Source organism: Roseibium aquae (assembly GCF_008711285.1).
GTDB lineage: Bacteria > Pseudomonadota > Alphaproteobacteria > Rhizobiales > Stappiaceae > Roseibium > Roseibium aquae.
In genome coordinates, this window is the sequence record NZ_VXDC01000003.1 from 24921 (window position 1) to 48972 (window position 24052).

Annotated in this window: 22 protein-coding genes; 15 read left to right on the plus strand and 7 right to left on the minus strand. The window is 61.8% G+C overall.

The annotated features are described in order from the left end of the window. Positions 1–97: 97 nt before the first annotated feature. From F0184_RS05780 to F0184_RS05810, 7 genes are all read left to right on the plus strand, one after another. Positions 98–661, plus strand: coding sequence for a tautomerase family protein (locus tag F0184_RS05780; RefSeq protein ID WP_150495226.1), 564 nt, complete (start codon positions 98–100; stop codon positions 659–661). After that, positions 658–2355 (plus strand): hydantoinase B/oxoprolinase family protein, encoded by a 1698-nt coding sequence (locus F0184_RS05785; RefSeq protein ID WP_150495227.1) that lies wholly within the window; start codon positions 658–660, stop codon positions 2353–2355. The genes F0184_RS05780 and F0184_RS05785 overlap by 4 nt, the downstream gene beginning before the upstream one ends. After that, positions 2352–4418, plus strand: coding sequence for a hydantoinase/oxoprolinase family protein (locus tag F0184_RS05790; RefSeq protein ID WP_150495228.1), 2067 nt, complete (start codon positions 2352–2354; stop codon positions 4416–4418). The genes F0184_RS05785 and F0184_RS05790 overlap by 4 nt, the downstream gene beginning before the upstream one ends. Continuing rightward, a complete protein-coding gene (locus F0184_RS05795) occupies positions 4415–5020 on the plus strand; it encodes a cysteine hydrolase family protein (protein WP_172972002.1) in 606 nt (201 codons plus the stop codon). The genes F0184_RS05790 and F0184_RS05795 overlap by 4 nt, the downstream gene beginning before the upstream one ends. Further along, complete coding sequence (locus F0184_RS05800) at positions 5017–5883, plus strand: isocitrate lyase/PEP mutase family protein (protein ID WP_150495229.1); 867 nt, start codon at positions 5017–5019, stop codon at positions 5881–5883. The genes F0184_RS05795 and F0184_RS05800 overlap by 4 nt, the downstream gene beginning before the upstream one ends. Further along, positions 5870–7237, plus strand: a complete 1368-nt coding sequence (locus F0184_RS05805; protein WP_150495490.1) for an FAD-dependent oxidoreductase — start codon at positions 5870–5872, stop codon at positions 7235–7237. The genes F0184_RS05800 and F0184_RS05805 overlap by 14 nt, the downstream gene beginning before the upstream one ends. 118 nt (positions 7238–7355) lie before the next feature. Continuing rightward, on the plus strand, positions 7356–8765 hold the full coding sequence (locus F0184_RS05810; protein ID WP_208998345.1) for an SLC13 family permease: 1410 nt from the start codon (positions 7356–7358) through the stop codon (positions 8763–8765). Between the two features lie 96 nt (positions 8766–8861). On the opposite strand, the gene F0184_RS05815 is transcribed toward F0184_RS05810, so the two are convergent. After that, on the minus strand, positions 8862–9467 hold the full coding sequence (locus F0184_RS05815; protein WP_150495231.1) for a YceI family protein: 606 nt from the start codon (positions 9465–9467) through the stop codon (positions 8862–8864). A gap of 205 nt (positions 9468–9672) precedes the next feature. Here F0184_RS05815 and F0184_RS05820 point away from each other — a divergent pair, with 205 nt between their 5' ends. Together F0184_RS05820 and F0184_RS05825 are read left to right on the plus strand one after the other, a co-directional pair. Beyond that, on the plus strand, positions 9673–11148 hold the full coding sequence (locus F0184_RS05820; RefSeq protein ID WP_150495232.1) for a protein adenylyltransferase SelO: 1476 nt from the start codon (positions 9673–9675) through the stop codon (positions 11146–11148). Positions 11149–11369: 221 nt separating this feature from the next. Beyond that, entirely contained in the window at positions 11370–12086 is a 717-nt protein-coding gene (locus tag F0184_RS05825; RefSeq protein WP_150495233.1) for a substrate-binding periplasmic protein, read from the plus strand. 86 nt (positions 12087–12172) lie between these two features. On the opposite strand, the gene F0184_RS05830 is transcribed toward F0184_RS05825, so the two are convergent. Both F0184_RS05830 and F0184_RS05835 read right to left on the minus strand, forming a co-directional pair. After that, the gene (locus F0184_RS05830; protein ID WP_150495234.1) at positions 12173–12493 is read right to left on the minus strand and encodes an antibiotic biosynthesis monooxygenase family protein; all 321 of its coding nucleotides are present in this window, start codon (positions 12491–12493) and stop codon (positions 12173–12175) included. Between the two features lie 105 nt (positions 12494–12598). Then, a complete protein-coding gene (locus F0184_RS05835) occupies positions 12599–13531 on the minus strand; it encodes a hydrogen peroxide-inducible genes activator (protein ID WP_150495235.1) in 933 nt (310 codons plus the stop codon). 116 nt (positions 13532–13647) lie between these two features. Between F0184_RS05835 and F0184_RS05840 the strand changes: the two genes are divergently transcribed. From F0184_RS05840 to F0184_RS05860, 5 genes are all read left to right on the plus strand, one after another. After that, positions 13648–13845, plus strand: coding sequence for a YdcH family protein (locus F0184_RS05840; RefSeq protein ID WP_150495236.1), 198 nt, complete (start codon positions 13648–13650; stop codon positions 13843–13845). A 35-nt stretch (positions 13846–13880) separates the two neighbouring features. Continuing rightward, positions 13881–14078 (plus strand): hypothetical protein, encoded by a 198-nt coding sequence (locus F0184_RS05845; RefSeq protein WP_150495237.1) that lies wholly within the window; start codon positions 13881–13883, stop codon positions 14076–14078. Positions 14079–14262: 184 nt separating this feature from the next. Continuing rightward, on the plus strand, positions 14263–15084 hold the full coding sequence (locus tag F0184_RS05850; RefSeq protein ID WP_150495238.1) for a bifunctional allantoicase/(S)-ureidoglycine aminohydrolase: 822 nt from the start codon (positions 14263–14265) through the stop codon (positions 15082–15084). Between the two features lie 6 nt (positions 15085–15090). After that, positions 15091–15585 carry an ureidoglycolate lyase gene (locus F0184_RS05855; protein WP_150495239.1) on the plus strand — a complete coding sequence of 165 codons (495 nt, stop codon included), beginning with the start codon at positions 15091–15093 and terminating at the stop codon, positions 15583–15585. Between the two features lie 53 nt (positions 15586–15638). Next, on the plus strand, positions 15639–16187 hold the full coding sequence (locus F0184_RS05860; RefSeq protein ID WP_150495240.1) for a hypothetical protein: 549 nt from the start codon (positions 15639–15641) through the stop codon (positions 16185–16187). 13 nt (positions 16188–16200) lie between these two features. Here the strand turns inward: F0184_RS05860 and F0184_RS05865 are convergent, their stop codons facing one another. From F0184_RS05865 to F0184_RS05880, 4 genes are all read right to left on the minus strand, one after another. Then, complete coding sequence (locus F0184_RS05865; RefSeq protein ID WP_150495241.1) at positions 16201–19320, minus strand: efflux RND transporter permease subunit; 3120 nt, start codon at positions 19318–19320, stop codon at positions 16201–16203. Between the two features lie 50 nt (positions 19321–19370). After that, the gene (locus tag F0184_RS05870) at positions 19371–20468 is read right to left on the minus strand and encodes an efflux RND transporter periplasmic adaptor subunit (protein WP_150495242.1); all 1098 of its coding nucleotides are present in this window, start codon (positions 20466–20468) and stop codon (positions 19371–19373) included. Between the two features lie 5 nt (positions 20469–20473). Next, a complete protein-coding gene (locus F0184_RS05875) occupies positions 20474–21073 on the minus strand; it encodes a TetR/AcrR family transcriptional regulator (protein WP_150495243.1) in 600 nt (199 codons plus the stop codon). A gap of 192 nt (positions 21074–21265) precedes the next feature. Beyond that, positions 21266–22909: an EAL domain-containing protein gene (locus F0184_RS05880; protein ID WP_208998346.1), complete on the minus strand. Its 1644-nt coding sequence runs from the start codon at positions 22907–22909 to the stop codon at positions 21266–21268. 160 nt (positions 22910–23069) lie between these two features. Here F0184_RS05880 and F0184_RS05885 point away from each other — a divergent pair, with 160 nt between their 5' ends. Beyond that, positions 23070–23990, plus strand: a complete 921-nt coding sequence (locus tag F0184_RS05885) for a sugar kinase (RefSeq protein WP_150495244.1) — start codon at positions 23070–23072, stop codon at positions 23988–23990. Positions 23991–24052 lie beyond the last annotated feature (62 nt).

Genomic DNA, 24052 nt, shown 5'->3' on the forward strand with positions numbered 1-24052 from the left:
AGAAAAGCAACAAGAAAGCTTATTTTCAATCAAAAATCTGTCTTTTCTTAAAACAATATCTGTATTACAAAAAATACAGGAAAAGAGGAGGGCACCTATGCCGGTCGTCGAGACGCATCTAATAGAGGGCTATACGCCTGAAGAGAAAAAGCGGTTGATGAAGGCATTGACCGACGCCATTCGATTCGTCGTTCCGGCCGTGCCCGAAGCCATCACCGTTCTTTTGAACGAACGCCCGGTCTGCGATTACATGCGCGGCGGAAGCCTTCGCACGCCGGCCCCGGCGCTTCCCGATCCTTCGGCCATTGTCATGGATTATCTCCGCGCCATGGAAGCGCGGGACCTGGATCGCGCCGGGATGCATCTGGGCGACCGGTTCGCGATGGTGTTCCCCGGGACCGGGGAGATGACATCGCTTACGCAACTGATTGAATGGGCCGCGCCCCGCTACCGGTTCGTGACCAAGAGCTATGAGGGCGTCGAAGCCTTGCAGGGCGAGCAGTCCGCCATCGTCTACACCCGGGGAACCCTTGCGGGCGAATGGCCGGACGGTTCCGCTTTTTCCGGGATCCGCTTCATCGATCGCTTCGAGGTCACCGGCGGCAAAATCACCCGGCAGGACGTGTGGAACGACATCGCCGAAACCAAGGGCAAGAAATGACAGAACAGACGATCGATCCGATCACCCTCGCGGTGTTGGCCGGACGCATGGAACAGATCGCGGACGAAATGGATGCGACGCTCTTCCGGGCCGCCTTCAATCCGATCATCGCGGAGGCGCATGACGCCAGCCACGGCCTTTACGACGCTGTGACCGGGGATACCCTCGTCCAGGGTAAGTCCGGGTTGCCGATCTTCGTCGGGGTGATGAGCTTCGCGGTCAAGGCCGTGATCGAAAAGGCGGCGGCCGATGGCGACCTGGCCGACGGCGATATCTATATTTTCAACGATGCCCATCTGGGCGGCACGCATCTGAGCGACATGCGTCTGGTCCGGCCCTATTTCCGGGATGGCCAGCTGTTTTGCTACCTGGCGTCCGTCGGCCACTGGCACGATGTCGGCGGAGCGGTACCGGGCAACTACAATCCGGCAGCCACCGAAGCATTCCAGGAAGCCTTCATTCTCCCACCGGTGCGCATTGCGCGGGGGAGCGTATTGCAGCAGGACATTATCGACATCCTGATGAGAAACACCCGACTGCCGCAATCGGCCATGGGTGATCTTAACGGCCAGCTCGGCGCGCTCGATCTCGGGGTCAAGCGCCTCGATGAACTGCTGGACGAGTACGGCGCCAAGACCGTATCCGCCGCCCTGACCGCCCTCGGCCACCGGGCCGAGGCTCTGATGCGCTCCGAACTGTCGGCACTTCCCGACGGCCGATGGGAGGCCGTGGACTATCTCGATAACGATGGCATCACCGACACGGCCCTGCCCATCAAGGTCGCGCTGGAGGTCAAGGGCGACCGGATGGTGCTGGACTTCACCGGGACCGCCCCGGTGACCGCCGGCCCGGTCAACATCGCCCTGCCCACCTCCGTCGCCTGCTGTTATGTGGCCATCAAACACATTTTTCCCGATCTTCCGGCGAATGCGGGCGTGATGCGCCCGATCGAGGTGAAGGTCCCGGACGGTTCGCTGTTATCCGCCGGGTTTCCGGCCCCGGTCGGGGGCTACACCGAAACCATATTGCGCATGATCGACGTCATCTTCGCCGCCGCGTCCAAGGCAGCGCCTGAAAAGGTCGTCGCCAATGCCTACGGCACGATCAACGCGCTCTCAATCGCCGGCAAAAGGGCGAATGGTCAGCGATGGGTGATGTTCAGCTTTTATGGCGGCGGTCACGGCGGCTCGCGGGAGAGCGACGGCCTGAACCATGGCAATGCCCCGATTTCAACGGCAACCATCCCTCCAATGGAGATCCTGGAAGCCGCCTACCCGGTCATGTTCCGGCAATGGGCCCTTCGGCCGGACAGTGCCGGGGCCGGCACCCATCGGGGTGGGCTCGGCGCGATCTATGAGATCGAGCTGCTCGAACAGGAAGCGGAGGCCTTCTTGTTCGGCGAGCGCGGGCGCTTCGCCCCGCAAGGTGTATGTGGCGGCGAAGGGGCCGCGATGAATGTGTTCGAGTACGAAGAGGGCGGAAACTGGCACAGACCCGCGATGACGTCGAAAATGCGCGGCATCAAGCTGCACAAGGGCGAGCGTGTCCGGCTCATGACCCCTGGTGGGGGTGGATACGGGCCAGCCGCTGACCGCGATCCGGCGGCCATCGCCCGCGATGTGGCCCAGGGCTATGTCACAGGTCCGGCGGCGGACATCACCTACGGCACCGACTGGCAGGAGGCTGGCCAATGAGCAAGATGATCGGTGTCGATGTCGGCGGAACCTTCACCGACGTGTTCGTTCTCGATGAAGCCACGGGTCAGGCCCAGGTCGCCAAGGTTCCAACCTCGCGGCCGGACCAGTCCGGCGGTTTTCTTGACGGGATCCGGCGGCAGGTGGAAAATCTGGCGGATGTGGCCGCTGTCGTACACGGGACAACGGCTGGAACAAATGCGCTTCTGGAACGCAAGGGCGCCCGGATCGGCGTTATCACGACCGAAGGCTTGCGCGACGTTCTCGAAATGCGGCGGCGCGACCGGCCACGGACCTGGGGGCTGCGGGGCAACTTCGAACCGGTGGTTGAGCGGAACCTGCGCCTTGAAGTCCCCGAACGCACCTTGGCGGACGGGACCATTCACACGCCGGTCGATCTGGAAGCCGTGCGGGCCGCCGCATCGACCCTCATGGACGAAGGCTGTCTGGCTGTTTGCATTCTATTTGCCAATGCCTACGCCAATTCCTCCAACGAAGCGCTCGCCACCGAGGCCGTCCGGGCCATGTGGCCCAATCCGCATGTCTCCTGTTCGTCGGAAATCCTGCCGGAAATCCGGGAATTCGAACGCTTCTCCACGACCGCACTCAACGCCTATCTTCAGCCCGAGGTCAGCGGCTATCTCGGCCGCCTCGATACCGCATTGCGCGATGGAGGCTTTGGCGGCGAATTCATGATCGTCCAGTCGAATGGCGGGGTCATGGACACCGGCACGGCATGCCGCCTTCCCATCCGCACAGCGCTGAGCGGCCCGGCCGCCGGCGTGATCGCCGCAGGATATATTTCGAAGACGGCCGGTTTTCCCGATGTCATTACCGGAGACATGGGCGGCACCAGTTTCGACGTCTCCCTGATCGCGGGCGGACAAACCGTACTCAGCCCCCAGACTTCCATCGATTTCGGCATGGTCGTGCGGACCCCGATGATCGAGATCACGACGATCGGTGCCGGTGGCGGCTCGATCGCCTGGGTCGACAAGGGCGGGCTGTTGAATATCGGGCCGGAAAGCGCGGGCTCCACCCCCGGCCCTGTCGCCTATGGCCAGGGCAACACCCGTCCGACCGTGACCGACGCCAATGTGGTGCTGGGCCGCATCGATCCGGAGAACCCGATTGGCGGCAAGCTGGACCGCCTGGATGTCGATGCGGCGAAAGCCGCCATTGACGAACATGTCGGCAAAGCCCTGGGCCTTGGCACCTATGAAGCGGCCGAAGCCATCCTGAAAGTCGCCAATTCCCGGATGGCGGGCGCGATCCGCCTGGTCAGCATCGAGCGCGGCTTCGATCCGAAGCGCTTCGCCTTCATGCCCTTTGGCGGCGGCGGTGCCCTGCACGCGGGCGCCATGCTCCGGGAAGTCGGGATTGGCCGCGCCATCGTGCCGCGGTATCCGGGCGTCACCAGCGCCCTGGGCTGCGTGATCGCCGACATGCGGCAGGATTTCGTTCAAACCGTCAACGCGCTGACGGCGGCGCTCGATCCGGAACGGCTGGCCAAGATCATGCAGCAGCATGTCGATGACGGGATGGCGCTGTTGAACGCGGCCGGCACAAGGTTCGAGGCACGTGAAACCGTGTTCGAACTCGACATGGCCTATGTCGGCCAGACCCACACCGTGGCCGTTCCATTGCCGGTCGCAATCGAGAACGGGGCCGTCGCCACGCCCTCGCGCGAAGACATCGAGACCGCCTTCGACACCGCTTATCTGGCAGCTTATGGCCGGACGCTGTCCAACGGAACCCGCCGGGTGATGAACCTGCGCACCGCGGTTATCGGACGCCGCCCGAAGTTTGATTTGTCGACCCTGGCTCCCAAGACCAGTGGACGCGCCGAGGATGCCCGGCAATCCACCCGGCCGGTGCATTTCGGCGACGCATGGCACGACACGGCGATCTATGACCGCCTGGCCCTGCCCGTGGGCGCGCAGATCGACGGACCGGCCATACTGGTCCAGCCGGACACCACGGTGCTGATCGAGCCGGGCCTGACCGGCGCCGTCGACATGTATGGCAACACGATCATCACCCGACTTGAGGAACCCGCATGAGCGATGGCATCGTCCCCTCCCGAACCGCTGTCCTGACCATCGATTTGCAAAACGACTTTCTCCATCCGGAAGGCGCGTATGGCCGGGCCGGTCAAACGGCCGACCAGATCCTTGCGCTGCCCGCGCGGATCCGCCCCGTGATCGATGCGCTGCGCGCCAAGGGCGGTACCTATGTCTCCGCCCAGTTCACCCTTGTGCCGGGTCCGGGTGGAGAGCCATTGATCGCGCCGCATCTCAAAAAGCTGAGACCTTTTCTGGCAAAAGGCGATTTTGCCCCCGGCTCATTCGGCCATGATCTTGTCAATGCATTGGCTCCTGCGGATTATACGGTCGAAAAAGTCGCTTATTCAGCGCTTTATCAAACAAGGCTGGAGTACATTCTCAGGGCTACCGGGATCGATAAGCTGATTATTGGCGGAATCGTGACCAACGGCGGCGTCGCCTCCACCGTCCGCGATGCCCATTTGCGGAATTTCCATACCATTTTGCTCAGCGATGGCTGCGCGGCGTTCCGCCAGGACGTGCATGACGCAACACTCCTGTCCCTTGGATCGGTCACTGAGATCATGACGTGCGCCGAGGCTTTGGAGAGACTCTCATGACCCTTAAAGAACGTCTTCAAAAAGACGAGATCCTGACGGCGCCCGGTGTTTATGATGGTCTGACCGCCGCGATCGCGCAGGACGCCGGTTTCGAAGCCCTGTACCTGTCCGGCGCGGCCGTGGCCTATACCCGGCTCGGCCGTCCCGATATCGGCCTGACCTCGGTCACGGAAATGGCCGACACGATGGCCTTGATCCGCGACCGGGTCGACCTGCCGGTCATCATCGATGCCGATACCGGGTTCGGCAACGCCCTGAATGCGCAGCGGACCATGCGGCTTTACGAACGCGCCGGCGCAAACGCGCTTCAGGTCGAGGATCAGACCTATCCGAAACGGTGCGGTCACCTTGCTGACAAGTCATTGATCCCGACCGCCGAAATGGCGGGAAAGATCGCTGCCATGACCGACGCCCGTCAAAGCGATGACACGCTGATTATCGCCCGGACCGACGCCATCGCGGTTGAGGGCTTCGATGCGGCGATCGCCCGCGCCGAGGCCTACGTGGAGGCCGGGGCGGATGCGCTGTTCATCGAAGCGCCGCGCAGCGGCGAGGAACTTTCAAGCATCGCGGCCCGGTTCAGCGGCCGCATTCCGCTCCTGGCGAACATGGTGGAAGGCGGCGCAACGCCGATCCAGTCCGCGAAGGACCTGGAGAAAGCCGGGTTTTCCATCGTTATCTTTCCAGGCGGAATTGTCCGGGCGCTCGCCCGGACCGCGGTCGACTACTACGCAAGCCTGCACGGACACGGCTCGAACCGGCCCTTCTCCGAACGCATGTTCGATTTCGACGGACTCAACGGCCTGATCGGCACGGACAAGATGCTGGAAACAGGAAAACGTTATGACAATGGCGGAACATGATCCCCGGATCCTGGCGCCTCAGGAAACCGACTTCGATGTCGAGACGCTGATTGTCGGCGCCGGTGCCTGTGGCATGGTCGCAGCGCTGGCGGCTCATGACGCGGGCCAGGAGGTGCTGGTTGTCGAGGCCGACTCCCTGCCATCTGGCTCGACGGCGCTGTCTGCCGGTCTTGTTCCGGCGGCGGGCACACGGTTCCAGGCACAGCTTGGAATCGCGGACACGGCCAGGACGTTTGCCCGCGACATCCAATCCAAGGCCAAGCATGAAAACGACGCGGACCTGGTCGAGGCGCTCGCGAATGGTGCTGCGGCGGCGATCGAATGGCTGGCCGACCGTTACGGTTTTCCGTTTTCGGTGGTGTCCGATTTCGACTATCCCGGCCATTCGCAGCGCCGCATGCACGGTCTGCCCAGCCGGTCGGGCCGGGAACTGATCGATCGCTTGCGCGCAACCTGCGAGGCGGAAGGCATCGACATCATCTGTAATCGCCGGGTGACAACCCTTTATGCGGACGGCAAACGGATCACGGGTGCGGCCGCCACGCGGGGAGATGGCGGCGAGGAAAAAATCGGCTGCGAGCGTCTGATCCTCGCTTGCAATGGCTTTGGCGGGAACCGGCGCCTGGTTGCGGCCCACATGCCACAGATTTCCGGCGCGCTCTGGTTCGGCCATGACGGCAACCGGGGCGAAGCGGTCGGCTGGGCCGCCGGTCTGGGGGCAGCCACCCGCCATCTGGGGGCCTACCAGGGACACGGGAACGTCGCCCATCCCCACGGGATCCTGATCACCTGGGCCGTGATCACGTCCGGAGGAGTCCAGGTCAACTCCGATGGCAAGCGGTTCTGGGATGAAAGCCAGGGCTATTCGGAGGCGGCCAGGCATGTGCTCGCCCAGCCGGGCGGCATCGCATGGGCGATTTTCGACAGCCGTATTGCGGCCATCGCGCGGCAATTCGCAGACTTCAAGGATGCCGAGGCGCAAGGCGCGGTCAAGACAGCCGATACGCTGGACCTGCTCGCCGAGCAGTGTCATCTCGATCTGGGCACCCTGGCGCAAACGATCAATGCCATCCCGAACCCCGGCACGGACGCGTTCGGCAGACAGTTCGAAGGACCCGGCCTTGCGCCTCCCTATTGCGCCGTGAAAGTGACGGGGGCGCTGTTTCATACCCAAGGGGGCCTGGACGTTGCCCCCAACGGTCAGGTTCGCGCCCTCGACGGCACGCTCTTCCCGAACCTTTATGCGGCCGGTGGCGCCGCTTGCGGCGTGTCGGGCAGCGGCGACAGCGGCTATCTCTCAGGGAATGGGCTGCTCAGCGCCGTCGTTCTCGGACGGGCCGCCGGCTTGGGATAAGCCAGAAGGATCAAACCCCGGCTCCGGGCCCGCACGGCACTTTGCGCGGTCCGGACCGCACGGGCGCCTTGCCCCGCCAACCTCCCGGTTGCACACTCGCTCATTATCGGGGGGATGCGTGACCTGGAAGCCCAAACGACCCGCCATCGGAACCCTGGCGAACAGCGCGGCACTTGGCCTGGCCGTGGCCGCGTGCCTCCTGCCACCGCTCGCCGGCTTGACCGCGCAGGCGCAAGCTGCCGCAGGTATCGGCCTGCTCATGGCCGTGCTGTGGGTAACAGAGAGCCTTCCGCTGGCCGCGACCGCCCTGCTGCCACTTGTCCTGTTTCCCCTGACCGGGGTCGCATCCATCGCCGACTTGTCCGGCGCCTATGCCAATCCCTTGATCTTTCTGTTCCTTGGCGGCTTCCTGATCGCCATGGCCATCGAGAAATGGGGGCTCCACCGGCGGCTCGCCTTTGCCATTCTGGCCAGAACCAGCGGTGATCCGCGCCATGTGATCCTGTCTGTGATGGGCGCGACCGCCTTCCTGAGCCTTTGGATCAGCAACACGGCCTCGGCGATGGTCGCGGCGCCCATCGCGGCTTCGATCGCGCTCATGCGCCAGGAGGGCGACGGCTTCCCGGCCGCCTTGATGCTCGGGGTTGCCTATAGCGCCACGATCGGTGGCATGGGATCGCTGATCGGCACGCCCCCCAACGCTCTGTTCGCGGCCTATATGGAAGAGGCCCATGGCGTTGTCATCGGCTTCGCCGATTGGATGCTGATCGGCTTGCCGGTCGTTCTTGTTCTGCTTCCAATCGCCTGGCTCGTCCTCACGCGCGTTGCCTTCGAGATCCGCCCCGTCCCGGTAGAAACCGGATTTGCAAGACAACCGCCCCTGTCCTCCGGCGAAAAAAGGCTGGCGGTTATCGCGGCCTTGACCGCCCTTGGCTGGATGACACGTCCGCTCATATCCAGCGCCTTTCCGGCTCTTGGCATCACCGACGCCGGGATCGCGATGACGGGCGCGCTGAGCCTGTTCGTGGTCAAGGCCGGCAGGGCGGATGAGGGCCGCTTGCTGGACTGGACCACGGCGGCCCGGCTGCGCTGGGACGTGTTGATCCTGTTCGGCGGCGGACTGGCCCTGGCTTCGGCCATCGATCAGACCGGCCTTGCCGCGTGGATCGGCGCACAGGCGAAAGGTCTCGCCGGCCTGCCGACGTTCTGGATTCTGCTGTGTTTCGCGCTGATCATCGTCTATCTGGGAGAACTGGCGTCCAATACGGCCATGGCGGCGATCTTCTTGCCTGTTGCCGGCGCAGCCGCGGTTGGAATGGGCGCGGATCCGCTCGTCTTCGCGCTGCCGGTCGCCATGGCCGCCTCCATCGGTTTCATGCTGCCGGTTGCCACGCCCCCGAACGCGATCGTTTTCGCGAACCCTGCCGTCAGCAGACCGGATATGCTGCGGGCCGGAGCCCCGCTGGACGTGCTCGGCATCGCCGTGGCGCTGTCAGCCGGCATCCTTCTGGGCCCCTTGGTGTTCTGACGCTGCGTTGTGCTCCAACCCGGTCGTCTTGACCGGCAACGAAAAAACCGGGCTCCCCGATCCCCGGCTCTCCGATCAAGGACGAGGGACCAAGACCTAATCCTCGATCCGCATTGCCTCGGTCTCGATGATCACGTCTACCTGATCGCCGACAATGTCACCGGCCACGGCATAGGTCATGCCGAAGTCACTGCGCTTGACCGAGGTCCGGGCCGAAATACCGAGAACAAACCGCTGGTGGCCGAAGGGGTAAGGACCGGCCTTGTTCAAGGTGACATCCAGCGTGAGGGGTCGGCTTTGCCCCAGCAAGGTCAACGTGCCGGTCACCGTGCCGGTGGTTTCGGAGATCGGGGTGCCGCCGTCGGCGGTGAATGTCATGACCGGTAACTGCGCGACATTCAGAAAATCGGGATTGCGCACATGCTCGTCGCGGGCCGCGTTGAAGCTTTCGATGCTTGCGGTCTGGACCGTTACCGTCAAATCCGACAGGGCTTGGGTGTCCATGTCATAGGTGAAGGTGCCGGCGACGTCGGTGAAGACGCCAAGGGTATCGGCAAAGCCGAGATGATGCACCGTGAAAGCCAGCGTGGTGTGCTCGGGATCGAGCTCGTACCGGTGTGGCTCGGCCAGTGCGGCCGTGGCCGCGAAGACGGCTGCCCCGCCAAACACGGCCCACGCATGTCCAAGGAAAACCTGTCGCATGGTCCCTCTCCTGAGCCCGTCCTTTTCTCCGTTAAAGCTTGGGACCAAAAATCAGCCTGTAAAGGGGATCATCGTCACTTTCCCGTTTTTGCCTGAACCGGCTGGCGGCAAACAGCCTGTTCGAGCCGATGGGGTCCCATACGCGGAAAGACGTCTTATATTGCGTATGTCCGACCTTCCCGCATTCCGGCCAACAGGACCCGACATGACCCATCAGCCGCCTCGTTTCAACTTCGACAATTCCTATGCCCGGGAAATGGATGGATTCTACGTGCCCTGGGAGGCCGCGCAGGTCCCCGCACCGGAACTCATCGTGCTGAACACCGAGCTGGCGAGGGACCTGGGGCTGGACCCGGATGCGCTGGCCAACGAGGACGGGGCTGCCATTTTCGCAGGTGTCAAATCACCCGAAGGCGCCTCGCCGCTGGCCCAGGTCTATGCCGGCCATCAGTTCGGCGGGTTTTCCCCCCAACTTGGCGACGGACGGGCGCTTCTGATCGGTGAAATCGTCACCCCGAACGGCGAGCGCAAGGACATTCAGTTGAAGGGCTCAGGTCCAACCCCCTTTTCGCGCGGCGGCGACGGCAAGGCGGTGGTCGGCCCGGTCCTGCGGGAATACATCATCGGCGAAGCCATGCATGCCCTTGGCATTCCAACCACACGGGCGCTGGCCGCAGTGACGACAGGCGAAACAATCATCCGCAACGGCCCCAAGCCGGGCGCCGTGCTGACGCGGGTCGCGTCCAGCCATCTGAGGGTCGGCACGTTCCAGTATTTCGCGGCGCGCGGCGAAACCGAAAAGGTCCGGCAGTTGGCCGACTACGCCATCCGCCGCCACGATCCGGATCTCGCCGAAGCCGAAGACCGGTATCTGGCCTTCTTCCAGCGCGTGATCGGGCGCCAGGCCCATCTGGTGGCCCAGTGGGTTCTGGTCGGCTTCGTCCACGGGGTGATGAACACGGATAACACAACCATATCGGGCGAGACGATCGATTACGGACCTTGCGCCTTTATCGACAGCTATGATCCGGATGCCGTGTTCAGTTCCATCGACCACGGCGGGCGGTACGCCTATGCCCGCCAGCCGGTTCTGGCGCAATGGAACCTGGCGCGGCTCGCCGAATGCCTTCTGCCCCTGTTGGACGCAACCTCATCGGAACAAGCCGTTGAACACGCCACACAGGCCCTCGACGCATTTCCCGAGTTATACCAGGCCGCATGGCTCTCCGGACTGCGCGCCAAGCTTGGACTGACGCACGCGCGCGACACGGATCTCGACCTGGCCAATCAGCTTTTCGAGGCAATGGCCGGCCAAGACGTGGATTTCACCCTGTTCTTCAGACAGCTTGCTGCCCCCGATGGCGGGCATGCGGCCAAAGCTCTTTTTTCGGATCCAACCCGTTTGGACCCTTGGCTGGCCGCTTGGACCGCCCGTCTGGCTGACGAAGGCGTGCCCCAAACTGAGATCCAGGACCGCATGAACGCTGTCAATCCGCTCTACATTCCCCGCAACCACATGGTCGAGGATGCGCTGGCGGCAGCCGAGACCGGTGACTTTGGTCCCGCGAATGCGCTGATCGGCGTTCTGCGCGCGCCTTTCACAGAGCGAGACGGGCTGGAGGCGTATGCCCGGCCGGCGCCGGACCGGTTCGGACCCTACACCACCTTCTGCGGCACATGATGAATTTGCCAATATAAAAAGCGGGATTTGACTAAAACTTCGAACTTACTCTACTTTAGATAGAGATACGTAACGCAAAACACACGAAGACTCAAATTTTCAGAAAAAAATCCTCCAAATCGACGCCGGAAAGCTTGGGCCGCAACAGTTCGTCAATGGTAGCCCCCTGATTACTCATGGGCAGGTGCTCGCAAGTGCCATCCACTGTACGAGGTATCAACATGCCAGTGAAAAACATTCTCTCCGCTTTGACATGCGCCGCCGTCCTGGGCGTAGCGTCTGCACATGCAGCCGACATCAATCTCACCACCGAGGACTACAAGCCCTTCAATTACATGGAGGACGGCAAGATTGTCGGCTTCGGCGCGGATCAGGTTTTCGAGATCATGGATCGTGCCGGGATCACCTACGCGGTTGAAATGGCGCAATGGTCACGGGCGATCGGCCTGGCGGAAACCCGTCCCGGGTTCTGCGTCTTCACCGCCGCGCACACCGCGGAACGCGATGCGAAATTCAGCTGGGTCGAGCCGCTGAACGTCGACCGGACCTTGCTGATCAAGAAAGTCGGCTCCGATGTAAACCCGGCCGATGTGGAAGATGCGAAAAGATACGTCGTGGGCACACAGTCCCAGGATTTCACGGAAACGCTTCTGACCCAGATGGAGTTTCCGAAGATCGACGCCGCGGGCAACATGGAGGCAACCCTCAAGAAGCTCGAGGCTGGCCGTGTGGACCTGGTCGCCGTTTCCGGCGCGTTTTATGAAGCCCTGAAACGTGATGGCCGGGATGTTGAGCAAGCGCTCATCATTTCGGAAACCGTCCTGTCGATGGCTTGCAATCCGGGCACGGACGCGGGCTTGATCGCCAGGATGCAGTCTGCACTGGACGAAATGATCGCAGACGGCACACAGGCCGAAATTCTGGCGAAATACCAGTAACAAACGCATCGGGGAGCGGCATCGGCGCCGCTCCCCGGATCCGGCCAAGGACCTGTCCCGCGCAAAAACGCGGGACCGCCTGGTGTTCAGTCGAAACTTTGCACCACGTCATACATGACCGGTTCGAAGCTCTTGCACAGGGCGCTGATCCGCCGGTTCCGCTCGCGCATCTCGGAGGTGCGCAGCATGGCGAGAAAGTCATCCCGACTGCGCCACTGCGAATAGTTTGCAATCCGTGTCTGGGCATCGTTCACGTGCAGGCCCGCCCCGATGAACCCCGGTTGCAGCCTTATGAAGCTCTGGTAGGCGTCCTTCAACTCGTCGAGCAGATCGTAACACGTGCCCGGTGTCATCTCGAATGTCGTGATGACCGTCTGAAGCTCTGAACTGTGAGAAATAACTGGCATGGGCGTCTCCCGCCTTGGCTTGTTCGGGTTCTCGGGCGTTCAGCACATCATGCACAGGTGAGATTGGCAATCGCCGAGGCGCAACAGCACTGCGTGCAAGATCCGTCAATCCGCCGCTTCGAGGCCGGGAATGTTCATGCGGCGCACGGTTTCGCGGGCCAGATCGGCCACGATGGCAAAATGTCCGGAGCGTGGACTGTTCCGCCGCCATGCCATAACAATCTCCCGTCTGAGCGGCGGGCCCTCGATCTTCAGCAGACGCACCCGCTCCTCCTTGTGAAACTCCGAAGCGATGTAGGCTGCGGGAAAAAGGGCCAGCCCCATGCCGATTGACACCATTTGGCGGATGGCATCGAGGCTGGTTCCCTCATAGTCCTCCAACAGATGGGCGCCCGATGCCTGGCACAATGCCTGACCCGCCTGATACAACTGATAGCCAGGGCCAAGGGTCAGGAAGCGTTCGCCCCGAAGGGCTTCAATCCTGACCGGCGAGGCTCCCGAAAGAGCGTGATCCGCCGGCACTCCGATTGAAAGGTCTTCGGTGCACACCTTTTGCGTCATCGTGTTGTCGGCATCGAGCGGCGCCGACACCAGAATGCAGTCGAGCGCGGCTTTCTGCAGGTCCTGACCGAGCCGGGCCGGGCGCTCCTCGCGGATATAGATATCAAGGCTCGGGTAGGCAGCTTTGAGGCTCGGCAAGAGATGCGGCATGAAGTAAGAGCCGAAAGTCGGCGCAACGCCCAAACGGACCAGACCACCGAGCCCAGCTTTTCTGGCCGTCGCAACCGAAACGATTTCATCAAGGTTCTCGAGAGCCTGGCGGGCGATGGACAACAACGCTTCCCCGGTGGGCGTCAGCACGATCGAGCCGCGGGCACGGTCCACGAGACTGACACCCAGTTGGTCCTCAAGCAGTTTGAATTGCGCCGAAAGGGTCGGCTGGGACACATGACACCGCTGTGCGGCCCGGCCGAAATGACCGCTTTCGGCCAAGGCGATGAAATACTCAAGCTGCCGGGCCGAGGGGCGGTAGGCCATCGATAGATACCCTCTATGGGGACGATACATGTAATGTATTTCACCTATCGCCTGATGCAACCCATCTATGAAGTATCCGAGTACGGTTCCTTCGGTCATCATGAGAGAAAGGTGCCATGCATACCCGTCTAAAAGCGTTGCAGTCCCGGCATGCCAGCCTCGAAGCCCGCCTTCAACGGGAACAGAAGCGCCCCGCTCCCGACCTGTTTCACGTTCGGACGTTGAAGAAGTTCAAGTTGCGTATCCGCGACGAGATCAAGCGCCTTGAACGGGGTCTTGAACGCCGCCGACACTCCGACCTCTTGCCACGTTAGCCCCAGCCGTCAGGCCCCAAGTGGAGACAAGCCCCATGACGACAACCTTCTGGCCGACCTTCGCGGTTCCGGTTCAACTGAGGACAGGAAGCAAACGCACCGATCGCCTAAACGATCTGGAAAACCGGATGAACGCCTTTCTGGCCGAAAAAGAACGCACCGGTTGCGCCGAGGTGGTCGACCGCGTCAAGGCCAGTCGGGAAGAAGTGCGCAACGCACGTTCACGCCCGTAAAACGCCGCCGGCTGCACCCGCCCCCGCGAAGGTGCGGCCGGCCCACCTCCCCGCGAGGGACGCTGTTCGCAGCGCCCTTGTCCGGTGCCCCGGCCCGGACCATCAAAGCCGTAGACCAACCCTTTTGCGCTTTCTATGCTGCCCCCGTTCGCGGCTGTCGCCGCCTTTCAACAGGGATCAGCCAATGAGTTCCGGCGCCTATTTCGCTCCGACCGGGGGGCATCCGCCCCAGACCCAGCTTCTGACCGACCGTGCGGTCTTCACCGAAGCCTACGCGGTGATTCCAAAGGGCACGATGCGGGACATCGTCACCAGCTTCCTGCCGTTTTGGACCGGGACGCGGCTTTGGGTGCTTTCCCGCCCCCTATCCGGTTTCGCCGAAACCTTTTCCCAGTACATCATGGAAGTTCAGCCTGGCGGCGGAAGCGACAAGCCGGAAACGGATCCGGAAGCCGAAGCGGTGATTTTCGTTGTGGGGGGCTGCCTCACCCTCACCATTGAGGGTGTACCGCACAGGTTGACCGAAGGGGGCTATGCCTATCTGCCACCGACCTGCGACTGGAGCGCCCGGAACGAGAGCGGCGACCCGGTCAGCTTTCACTGGATCCGCAAGGCCTATGAAAAAGTCGTCGGGATCGACGCGCCCACCGCTTTCGTGACCAACGAAAAGAACGTGCCCGCGTCCGCCATGCCCGGAACGCAGGGAAAGTGGGCCACGACCCGGTTTGTCGATCCGCAAGACCTGCGCCATGACATGCATGTCAACATCGTCACCTTCGAGCCCGGAGCCGTGATCCCCTTCGCCGAAACCCATGTCATGGAACACGGCCTCTATGTGCTGGAGGGCAAGGCCGTTTACCGGCTGAACCAGGATTGGGTGGAGGTGGAAGCGGGGGATTACATGTGGCTGCGCGCCTTCTGCCCCCAGGCCTGTTACGCCGGCGGACCGGGCCGGTTCCGGTACCTGCTCTACAAGGATGTCAACCGTCACATGAAACTGCGGTGAGGCCCCGTGTCCAATACGATCGTCATAGAACAGCTCACGGCGCGTGATTTCGCCCCTTTCGGGGACGTTCTCGAGGCCGCCGGCGAGGCGGACAAGATCATCAATCAGGGCAAATGCGGGCGCTACAACGATCTCGCCGCGCTGGATTTTTCCGGGGAGGCGCGCGCCGGGATCAGTCTTTTCAAATCGGAAAAGCGATCCCTGCCCTACCGGCTTGACATGGTCGAGCGCCACCCGCTCGGAAGTCAGGCTTTCCTGCCCATGAGCATGGACCCCTTCCTGGTCGTCGTTTGCCCGGACGACAGCGGCACCCCTGGGCGCCCGCGCGCCTTTCTGACGACACCCGGCCAGGGCATCAACTTTCACCGTGGCACCTGGCACGGGGTCTTGACCCCCCTGACAGAGCCGGGCCTGTTCGCCGTGATCGACCGGATTGGAGATGGGAACAATCTGGAAGAGGTCTGGTTCGAGACGCCGTATATGATTGTGCCGCGCGGTTGATTGGTGTTCATTCTCAAGGGCCCGTCTGACCGGGCGCTAGGAGGAGACCGACCATGCGCGCACCGCCCCTTGCCATTGCAGTCTTGTTTGCCGCGGGCGTCTCCATCCCCACCGGCAGCCCATCGGCCAGCGAAGCCGGGCCGGTGTACGATGTGGACCGGCTGCCTGAGATTGTGCGGCAGATCGCAACCGGCGAGTTCCAGTGTGACCTGGCCGGATCAATCGAGGCGTTCGGCTATGTTGCAGTGTCCACCGACCGGGGTTCGACGCTGTTCGCCGTCCCGTGCTTTCCAGCGGATGTCAATCTGGAGAGCCTTTTGGTGGAGATCGAAAGCGACGGCACCGCTTGGCTGCACAGCCTGGCAGAAAGCCCGGAGGGAGGCCGATTGGAACGGGTGACCAATCCGGTGATTTTGGATCGGGGCACCCGTCTCACGACCGCCAGCTTTTACGGGCCGGACGGCGATTGCGGCCTGTTCACCAGCTACCGGCACGATCCGGACCGTGGCGGCTATCTGATTGTCGAACAACGCGAAAAGCCGGATTGCGGCGGAGACTATGCACCGCCTGAAACGTATCCGGTGATCTGGTCTCTCAACTGACGGGGCAAGCTCTTCAAGGCCTTGCCGGCTCGGGTTCAGACGGCTCCCGGATTATTTCCCCCTCGGGGCTTTCCGCCGGTCCGGATCGCTTGGGCGGGCGTACACGGAAAAACAGCGCATACAGCACCGGCGTTGCGATCAGGGTCAGGACGGTTGCGAAGGCCAGCCCACCCATGATGGTCACGGCCATGCTGCGGAAGAAGGCGTCATACAAAAGCGGCGCCATGCCAAGGATCGTGGTAATCGCCGCGAGCATCACAGGCCGCATGCGCGATACGCTGGCGGCGACAATCGCCTCATACCGATTACGGCCCTCGGCAATTTCCAGGTCGATTTCCTCAAGCAAGACGATCGCGTTCTTAATGAGCATCCCCGACAGGGACAGGAAACCCAGAAGCGCGACAAACCCGAATGGCGTATCGGTTGCCAGCAAGGCAATGGCAACGCCGTTGATCGACATGGGAACCATCAGCCAGATGATCAGCGGCTGTCGCACCTTGCCGAACAAGAGGATCGTGATGATCAACATCACCAGGAAGCCGAGCGGGAGCTGCGCTCCGAGCGAGGCCTGGGCCTCGTTCGTGTCCTCATACTCCCCGCCCCATTCCAGACTGTATCCATGGGGCAAAGCGATGGCCTCGATCTGCGGCCGGATCCGGGCGAGCGCGGCCGACGCCGTTTCGCCGCCAATCGGCTCGGCTTGGACGGTCAAGGTGCGCACACGGTCCTTGCGCCGGATCAGTGTGTCCTGAGCCTCCATGCGGAATTCGGTCACCAACTGTTCGATCGGGATGAACCGGTTCTGGGTGGAACTGAAGACGAGCGTATCGTTGATGGTTTCCGTCACCGGCACCCCTTCGATCCGCGCTTTCCGTGCCACGATCGGGATCTGATCGTCACCATCCCGGAAAAAGCCGGCCTGAACGCCCTCGGTCGCGAATTTGAGAGATTCCGCAAGCTCTTGCCGCGTCACACCGGAGATCCGCCCCCGGTCTTCGTCAAACCGGGGCTGAACGACAAGCTCGCGCTGGCGCCAATCGATCCGGACATCGCCAAGCCGGTTGTCCGGCCGGTTGAACAGGGCCATCGCCTGCGCGCCCAAAGACCTCAGTACATCGGCATCCGGACCGGAAAACCGCGCTTCCAGTTTGGCGCCGGAACCGGGGCCGAATACGATACGGGTGGTGATGATCTGGGCAGCGGGAAAGTCTTCCGCGAACTGCCGCCGCAGATCAATTGCAAGCATGTCGATGTCTTCCCGGCTCCAGGCACGCACCACCATGTGACCGAAGGCCTGGTTCGGATCCTCCGGGTTGTAGGTCAGCATGAAGCGGGTTGCTCCCCGCCCGGCGAAACTTGTGACAGCCTCGACCCGCGGATCGGACAATACGGCCTTTTCCATCTCGATCAGGTCGGCTCCAGTCGCGCGGATGTCCGTGCCCTGCGGCGCCCAATAGTCCACGTAAAAGATTGGCGTGTTGCTGTCGGGAAAGAAGGCTTGCTTGACATTGCCGAAGCTGACGACACAGGCGGCGGTGACACCAACCAGAGCAAGCACAGTGAGCAAGCGAACATGCAGAGCCCCGACGAGCAAAGTGCGGTAAGCGCTGTAAAGGAACCCCTTGTAGGGGTCGGAAAGGTCACCGGCCGCAGTGGTCTTGAAGAAGTACTTTCCGAACAATGGCGTCACGGTGACGGCAAAAACCCATGACAACAACAGCGAAATCCCAATCACCGCAAACAGGGAGAAAAGAAATTCCCCGGTGGCATCTGGCGACAGGCCGATCCCCGAAAAGGCCATGATTCCGATGACGGTCGCGCCAAGCAGCGGCCAGATGGTCTGATTGACGGCCCTGCTCGCCGCCTGAACCGCCTTCATGCCGCGCTGCATGTTGATCATCATGCCTTCGGCCACGACAATCGCATTGTCGACCAGCATGCCCATGGCGATGATCAGCGCGCCAAGCGATATCCGCTCCATCTCGATTGACAGGATCCGCATGAGCAAGACGGTCGCCAGAACGGTCAGCAGAAGAATGCTGCCCACCACGATTCCGGCACGCCATCCCATGAACAGGCACAGCACCCCGATCACGATCGCGACGGACATCCCAAGGTTGACAATGAAGCCGTTGACCGCCTCGTCGACAACCACGTTTTGGGCATAGATCGGATGGATCTCCATGCCCACGGGCAAATCCCGGCTAATGTCATCGAGCTTGGCCATCACCGCATCGCCGACTTCAACGATGTTGGTGCCTGGAACCTGCGACACGCCCAGCGTGACGGCCTGCTGGCCCTTGTACCGGATCAGCAGATCGGGCTGCTCGGGCTCGCCGATTTCCAGTTCCGCAATATCAGACAGCCGGATCATGGCGGTGGAACCCGGCCGCCCAACCACAAGATCCCGTATCATTCCGTATTCTTCGAAGGCGGTCGGCGTCATGAGCCGGATCCGGCGGTCGCCCGACAGACCCGAGCCATTGGTCTGAATCGCATTCTCGGCAGCCAAAACGGCGGCGATATCATCGAGCGATATGCCAAGGCTCGCCATCCGGTCCTGCTGGATGTTCAGATAAATGACATCCTCCGGCTCGCCGGCCACATCGACCTTGCCGACGCCCTGCACCGTCAGGAGCTGCCGGCGGATGTCCCGCACCGCCTGACGGATGTCCCGGTTGCTGTAGCCGTCGGCGGTCAGCGCATAATACAAGCCGAACACATCACCGAAATCGTCGAAAACCAGCGGCGGCGCCGCTCCGCTCGGCAGATTGCGCTGTTCGTCATTCACCTTCCGGCGCAGTTCGTCCCAGACTTGCGGAAGCTCGGCGGAATCATAGGTCGACTTGATCTCGACGCTGATCCGCGACAATCCAGGTATGGATTCCGAAATGATTTCCTTAAGTTGTGGAAGTTGCTGGATTGCCGTCTCAAGCTTTTCCGTCACTTCCGTCTCGACCTCTTCGGCCGTCGCACCGGGATAGGCTGTGATGACCTGCGCCTGCTTGATCGTGAAAGCCGGGTCCTCCAGCCGCCCCACGGTCAGAAGACCCCAAATGCCGCCCAGAAGCGCGAGAAGGACGATCATCCAGGTGTTGACCGGTTTTTCGATGGAATAGCGTGCGATATCCATGACGCCGTGATCGCCTTTCTGCCGGAAAGAGGTCTTGGGTGACGGTGAAGTCAGCGCAGGGGCCGGATCGACTGCCCATCGCTTAGGTAGGCAACGCCCGCAGACACAATCTGGTCGCCAATAGACAAGCCGTCGGTCACCGGAAGATACGGCCCCATGATCGGGCCGACGGTGACGGGCGCGCGCGTAACGGTCCCCTCTTGCGGACCAAAAACATACACGTACGGCTCGCCCGCCGCATTGACCGCCACCGCGGAGCTCGGCACCAAAAGGGTTTCCGAAAGATCCAGCCCCTCGGGCCGAACCTTCACTTCTACCGAGGCGGTCATGCCGGGAATAATACGTTCATCCTTGCCGCTTTTCGCGGCAAGTGTGACCCGGTAGGTTTGGGTAATCGGATCGATCTGGCTGGAGTGCTCCCGGTATTCCAGTTCAATCTCCTGGCCTGGAAGGGACAGGAATTGGGCGCTTATGGATTGAACCTCGTTTTCCGCAACCTTCACGAACAAGGCTTCGGGAACATTAATGTCGATCTGGGTTTCGGAGACGTCCTGCAGCCGGGCGACGGCCGTTCCGACGTCTATGGTCGTGAAATTGTCGACCAGGCGTAAGCTGACAATACCGTCAAATGGCGCCCTGATCTCGGTGTAGAACAGGTTCTGTTCCGCCGCCCGGAGCGCTTCGACCGCCAGCTCGTAAGCGTTCTTTTGGTCGTCATAGGATTTTTCCGAGATCACCGACCGGTCGCGCAGGGTTTCAAGCCGGTCCAAATCCCGCTTCGCCTGATCGACGCGCAGCCGCGCCTCGCGAACCGCCCGCGCATAGTCCGTCGGATCGATCTTGGCGATCAGGTCTCCTTGCGATACCGCCTGGCTTTCGCGGATCGGCAATTCGAGCAGCTTGCCCGGCACCTGAAACGACAGATCAACGGTTTGGACTGCTTCGACGCGCCCGGTAAAGCGGCGCGTGAGCAAGCCCACCTCATCGGAAACCGTGAAGATTTTCGCAGGCCGTGGCTCCGCCCTCATCGCTTCCTCGGCCTGGGCGACCGGATTCGGAGCTTCTTCCTGACAGGCAGCCAGCAGTCCCGCGCCCAGCAGCACAGGCACAAGCCGGCGCCAGCCTTGGGCGGTGAAGATCGACACCATCGCACTTAATCCTTTGGCTTGAGGAGGTTGCGCATCCAGTTCAAAACCGCGCGGCGTTCGTCTTGGCTCATCAGTGAAACACCGTGGGCGTCGCAAAAATGCAGTCCGTCGAGCGCCGACAAGACCACCATGGCCCGGGTGAAGTCGGCCGACTCGGCCGCGATCTGGGTTCGGTAGCCTTGCATCAAATCCACGAAGGGTTCGATTAGGCTCGGTGTCTGAACGCTTGTCACCAGAACCGCCCGGCTCACCGTTTGCTGCTCATTGAGCCAGCGCTCCGTCACATCGATCATCGCGGACAGCGTCGGACTATCGGTGTCTTGATGACGCAACCGGGCCAATGCCACTTCCGCGTCGAACTGATGGGTCAGGTACCGCACCATGCCGCAGATCAGGAGGTTCTTCGACTTGAAATTATAAAGCACGCCCCCTTTGGAAAACCCGCTTTGGGCGGCTACGGCATCAATCGTGAGGTTCATTCCGCCCGAGCGGCACACGATAGACAACGCTGCCTCCAGGATCGCGCGCTGCGAAGCGGAAAACGTCCCACCTGTGCCCTGCTCCAAACCGGTTCTCCAGATCCATCCGTTTGTGCTGCACTGCATATATACCGTCCAGCCGGTACAGACAACCGTCCAGCTTCACCCCATTCGGATTTCTTCCGTTCGCCATCAACAAACGGGAGCGAGCCACCGAAACCGGCGGGACATGTTGGCGGATGGCGCGTGAGAAAGGCCGGTATGCCCGGTGGATTGGATCGCGGAGCCGGACACACCACCCAGCGGAAACGGGAAGGCCTAAGCCGCTGCGCCTTCCATGGCGGACCCGGCGGCCGCGCGGGATGCGGCTTCGGCCTCCGCTGCAAGGCGCTCGGCCTCGCGTTCCTTTTCCTCAAGGTCCTCGGCATAGGCCAGATACTCTCTGGCCGGCATCGGCGGGGCAAACCGGTAGCCCTGGGCGGCCGTGACGCCCAGTTCCAGAAGGCGTTGCACCTGTTCTTCGGTTTCAACCCCTTCCGCGATGATCCCCATGCCCAGATTGTCCGCCAGTTCCACCAGACTGTCGACGATCGTCGATGTGTTGTCGTCGGTGCCGATCGTGTCGATGAACATCTTGTCGACCTTGATAATGTCGATTCCCAGCTTTTGCAGATAGGCCATACCGCCGTGACCGGTCCCCACATCGTCCAGCGCCACACGAACGCCGAGCGCTTGCAGTTCGGCAATGATCTTGCGGGCCAGATCGAGATCGGACAAAGGGTGGCGCTCGGTGACCTCGACAACGATCTGCTGGAAGGAAATGTTGCTGTTCTCGAAGGCGCCCTTGATGTCTGAAATGATTTCCCGATCCAGAAAATGACCGGCAAAAAGGTTGATGGAAAGCTTCAGATCCGGCCGTTCGCTGTAGAACTGCCCCATTTCCTCGCAACTTTGGGTCATAATGTGCCGGGTCATGTCGTAGATGTGGCCCCGGCTTTCCGCGTAGGACATGAACTGCCCTGGTGAAATCACATCCCCATTTGGACGCTTCCAGCGCATCAAGACCTCACAGCCGCGCAGCTTGCCGGTTTCGATATCGATTACCGGCTGATAGTAGGGGATGAATTCCCCGTTCTTGATTGCCGCAACAAACTCGTCGTTGGCCTCGGTTTCGGGCCGCCACGAGAACCAGACACTGATCGCCACGAACAGAACCGCCATGCCGACAAAGGCCAGGAACGCGACCACTTTGAGCGGTTGAACGACCTGGATCGCGGCGCTGCGCGGAGCGATCACGGTCGCGCGCAATGGATAATTCTGCGACCAGATCGAAACAACGATCGTATCATCGGGATTGGTCGCGGCGGAGTTATATCCGCCCACCCCATACCAGAACAGGTTATCGCCCAGATGAAGCTCGGACCGCCGGTAGGACAGCAGATAATCGGGGCCCGGGTCGGAGGCGATCACAGCCGGGGTCACTTCGGCGAACAGCCGCGTACCATCCCTCAAATCCCAACTGATCACCGCAGCCCGAGCCCCGAGATACTCCCGGTCCAGCATCCCGATGCCCACCAGCGGACCATCCGGGCGCACGGATGGCAAAATGGCATCGCCCGTCAGTTCGATATCCGGAACGATGCACATCCGCCGGCCAGAGGCGTCCACCAGCCCAAGAGCATCGATCATGCCCATTTCCGCGACCAGCTTCTGGTAGATCAAGCGGTCGCCGGTTTCACAGGTCTGGACATCGTCCCGATCCAGACGCTGCAGGACCGTCACGGTATCGCTGATCGCTTCCTCGGCCCGCTGGATATGGCGCTGCCCCATCCCTTCCATCTCGGAGCGCGCCTGGGAAACGGCATAGTTGTTCAAGACCATGTTGGCGGCAAACAGGGGTGCAGCCGCCAAGACAATGGCGATTGCGACGGCGCGCGCGAATATGAGGTAAGGGCCGGTCAAGTGGACGCCTTATCGTGAATAAATCCTTTCGAAGGATGGTCCATAGTCGTAAACAAGCCCTGAAGACCGGAGGCGGAAACCTCCTTATTTTTGCGCGATGGCGCAAGGCTTGCAAATCGGGCTATGGCTTGACCAGACAAACGAGAAAGAGGAGCCGCCCATGCAGGCCTTGTTCATTGGACAGGCATATATCGACGTCACATTCCTGACAGACACACTGCCCACGGGCGACGAGAAAACGATCGCGGAAGACTACGCGGTCAGTTTCGGCGGCAATGCCGTGACCGCCGCCTTCTGCTGCGCCAAACTCGGCGGAAAACCGGAGCTTTTGTGTTCGCAGGCTGACGACTGGCTGGCCCGGATGTTTCTGGACATGGCGGCGCAATACGGCATTTCCGTGCATGGCCGGAAGGTGCGCGAATCCTCCCTCTCGTTCATCATGCCCAAAGGCGGGAAACGTGCCATCGTGCGCTGCCGCGACAACGACTTCCTGCATCCGTTTCCACCGCTGAACCTGACCGGCATGCGGGCCCTTCATCTGGACGGGCACATGCCCGATGCCGCGTTGCATTATGCAAGAACCTGCCGCGAGCTCGGCATCTTGACATCCTTGGATGGCGGAGCGGTTCGCGCCAATACAGACGAGCTTCTGCGATACATTGACATTGCGGTTGTGTCGGAGCGTTTCTGCGAGCAGCTTGGAAAGTCCGTCGGCAACACTCTTGAGCACTTACGTGCACATGGATGCCCGGTCGGCGCCGTCACGCTCGGCGAAAACGGAACGGTCTGGTATTCGGGTTCGGGCCCGGACCAGACCCTCCCCGCACTCGACGTCCCGCTTTCGAAAGTCATCGATTCCAATGGAGCCGGAGACGTATTTCACGGAGCCTACATCGCCTCCTACCTTCACGACGCGGACAAGACCTGGGAGGAGCATTTCCGGTTTGCCCGTGGCGCCTCCACACATGCCATCCAGCACCTGGGAAACGAGGCCAGCCTTCCCGACCTTGCCCAAGTCGAGATTGCGGCGGCGGCCTTTCCGGAAAAAAGCGTGTCCGGGTTGTTGGATACACACCGCTAGTCCGATCCCGCTCTTGAATACGGCTGCCTCCTGCTCCATCGTGCCGCCTGTCTCGCCTTTGT

What these genes read in the sequence shown, in the direction of transcription:
- F0184_RS05780 (WP_150495226.1), top strand. Translation starts at nt 98, where the DNA reads ATGCCGGTCGTCGAGACGCATCTAATAGAGGGCTATACGCCTGAAGAG.
- F0184_RS05785 (WP_150495227.1), top strand. Translation starts at nt 658, where the DNA reads ATGACAGAACAGACGATCGATCCGATCACCCTCGCGGTGTTGGCCGGA.
- F0184_RS05790 (WP_150495228.1), top strand. Translation starts at nt 2,352, where the DNA reads ATGAGCAAGATGATCGGTGTCGATGTCGGCGGAACCTTCACCGACGTG.
- F0184_RS05795 (WP_172972002.1), top strand. Translation starts at nt 4,415, where the DNA reads ATGAGCGATGGCATCGTCCCCTCCCGAACCGCTGTCCTGACCATCGAT.
- F0184_RS05800 (WP_150495229.1), top strand. Translation starts at nt 5,017, where the DNA reads ATGACCCTTAAAGAACGTCTTCAAAAAGACGAGATCCTGACGGCGCCC.
- F0184_RS05805 (WP_150495490.1), top strand. Translation starts at nt 5,870, where the DNA reads ATGGCGGAACATGATCCCCGGATCCTGGCGCCTCAGGAAACCGACTTC.
- F0184_RS05815 (WP_150495231.1), bottom strand. Translation starts at nt 9,467, where the DNA reads ATGCGACAGGTTTTCCTTGGACATGCGTGGGCCGTGTTTGGCGGGGCA.
- F0184_RS05820 (WP_150495232.1), top strand. Translation starts at nt 9,673, where the DNA reads ATGACCCATCAGCCGCCTCGTTTCAACTTCGACAATTCCTATGCCCGG.
- F0184_RS05825 (WP_150495233.1), top strand. Translation starts at nt 11,370, where the DNA reads ATGCCAGTGAAAAACATTCTCTCCGCTTTGACATGCGCCGCCGTCCTG.
- F0184_RS05830 (WP_150495234.1), bottom strand. Translation starts at nt 12,493, where the DNA reads ATGCCAGTTATTTCTCACAGTTCAGAGCTTCAGACGGTCATCACGACA.
- F0184_RS05835 (WP_150495235.1), bottom strand. Translation starts at nt 13,531, where the DNA reads ATGGCCTACCGCCCCTCGGCCCGGCAGCTTGAGTATTTCATCGCCTTG.
- F0184_RS05840 (WP_150495236.1), top strand. Translation starts at nt 13,648, where the DNA reads ATGCATACCCGTCTAAAAGCGTTGCAGTCCCGGCATGCCAGCCTCGAA.
- F0184_RS05845 (WP_150495237.1), top strand. Translation starts at nt 13,881, where the DNA reads ATGACGACAACCTTCTGGCCGACCTTCGCGGTTCCGGTTCAACTGAGG.
- F0184_RS05850 (WP_150495238.1), top strand. Translation starts at nt 14,263, where the DNA reads ATGAGTTCCGGCGCCTATTTCGCTCCGACCGGGGGGCATCCGCCCCAG.
- F0184_RS05860 (WP_150495240.1), top strand. Translation starts at nt 15,639, where the DNA reads ATGCGCGCACCGCCCCTTGCCATTGCAGTCTTGTTTGCCGCGGGCGTC.
- F0184_RS05865 (WP_150495241.1), bottom strand. Translation starts at nt 19,320, where the DNA reads ATGGATATCGCACGCTATTCCATCGAAAAACCGGTCAACACCTGGATG.
- F0184_RS05870 (WP_150495242.1), bottom strand. Translation starts at nt 20,468, where the DNA reads ATGGTGTCGATCTTCACCGCCCAAGGCTGGCGCCGGCTTGTGCCTGTG.
- F0184_RS05875 (WP_150495243.1), bottom strand. Translation starts at nt 21,073, where the DNA reads ATGCAGTGCAGCACAAACGGATGGATCTGGAGAACCGGTTTGGAGCAG.
- F0184_RS05885 (WP_150495244.1), top strand. Translation starts at nt 23,070, where the DNA reads ATGCAGGCCTTGTTCATTGGACAGGCATATATCGACGTCACATTCCTG.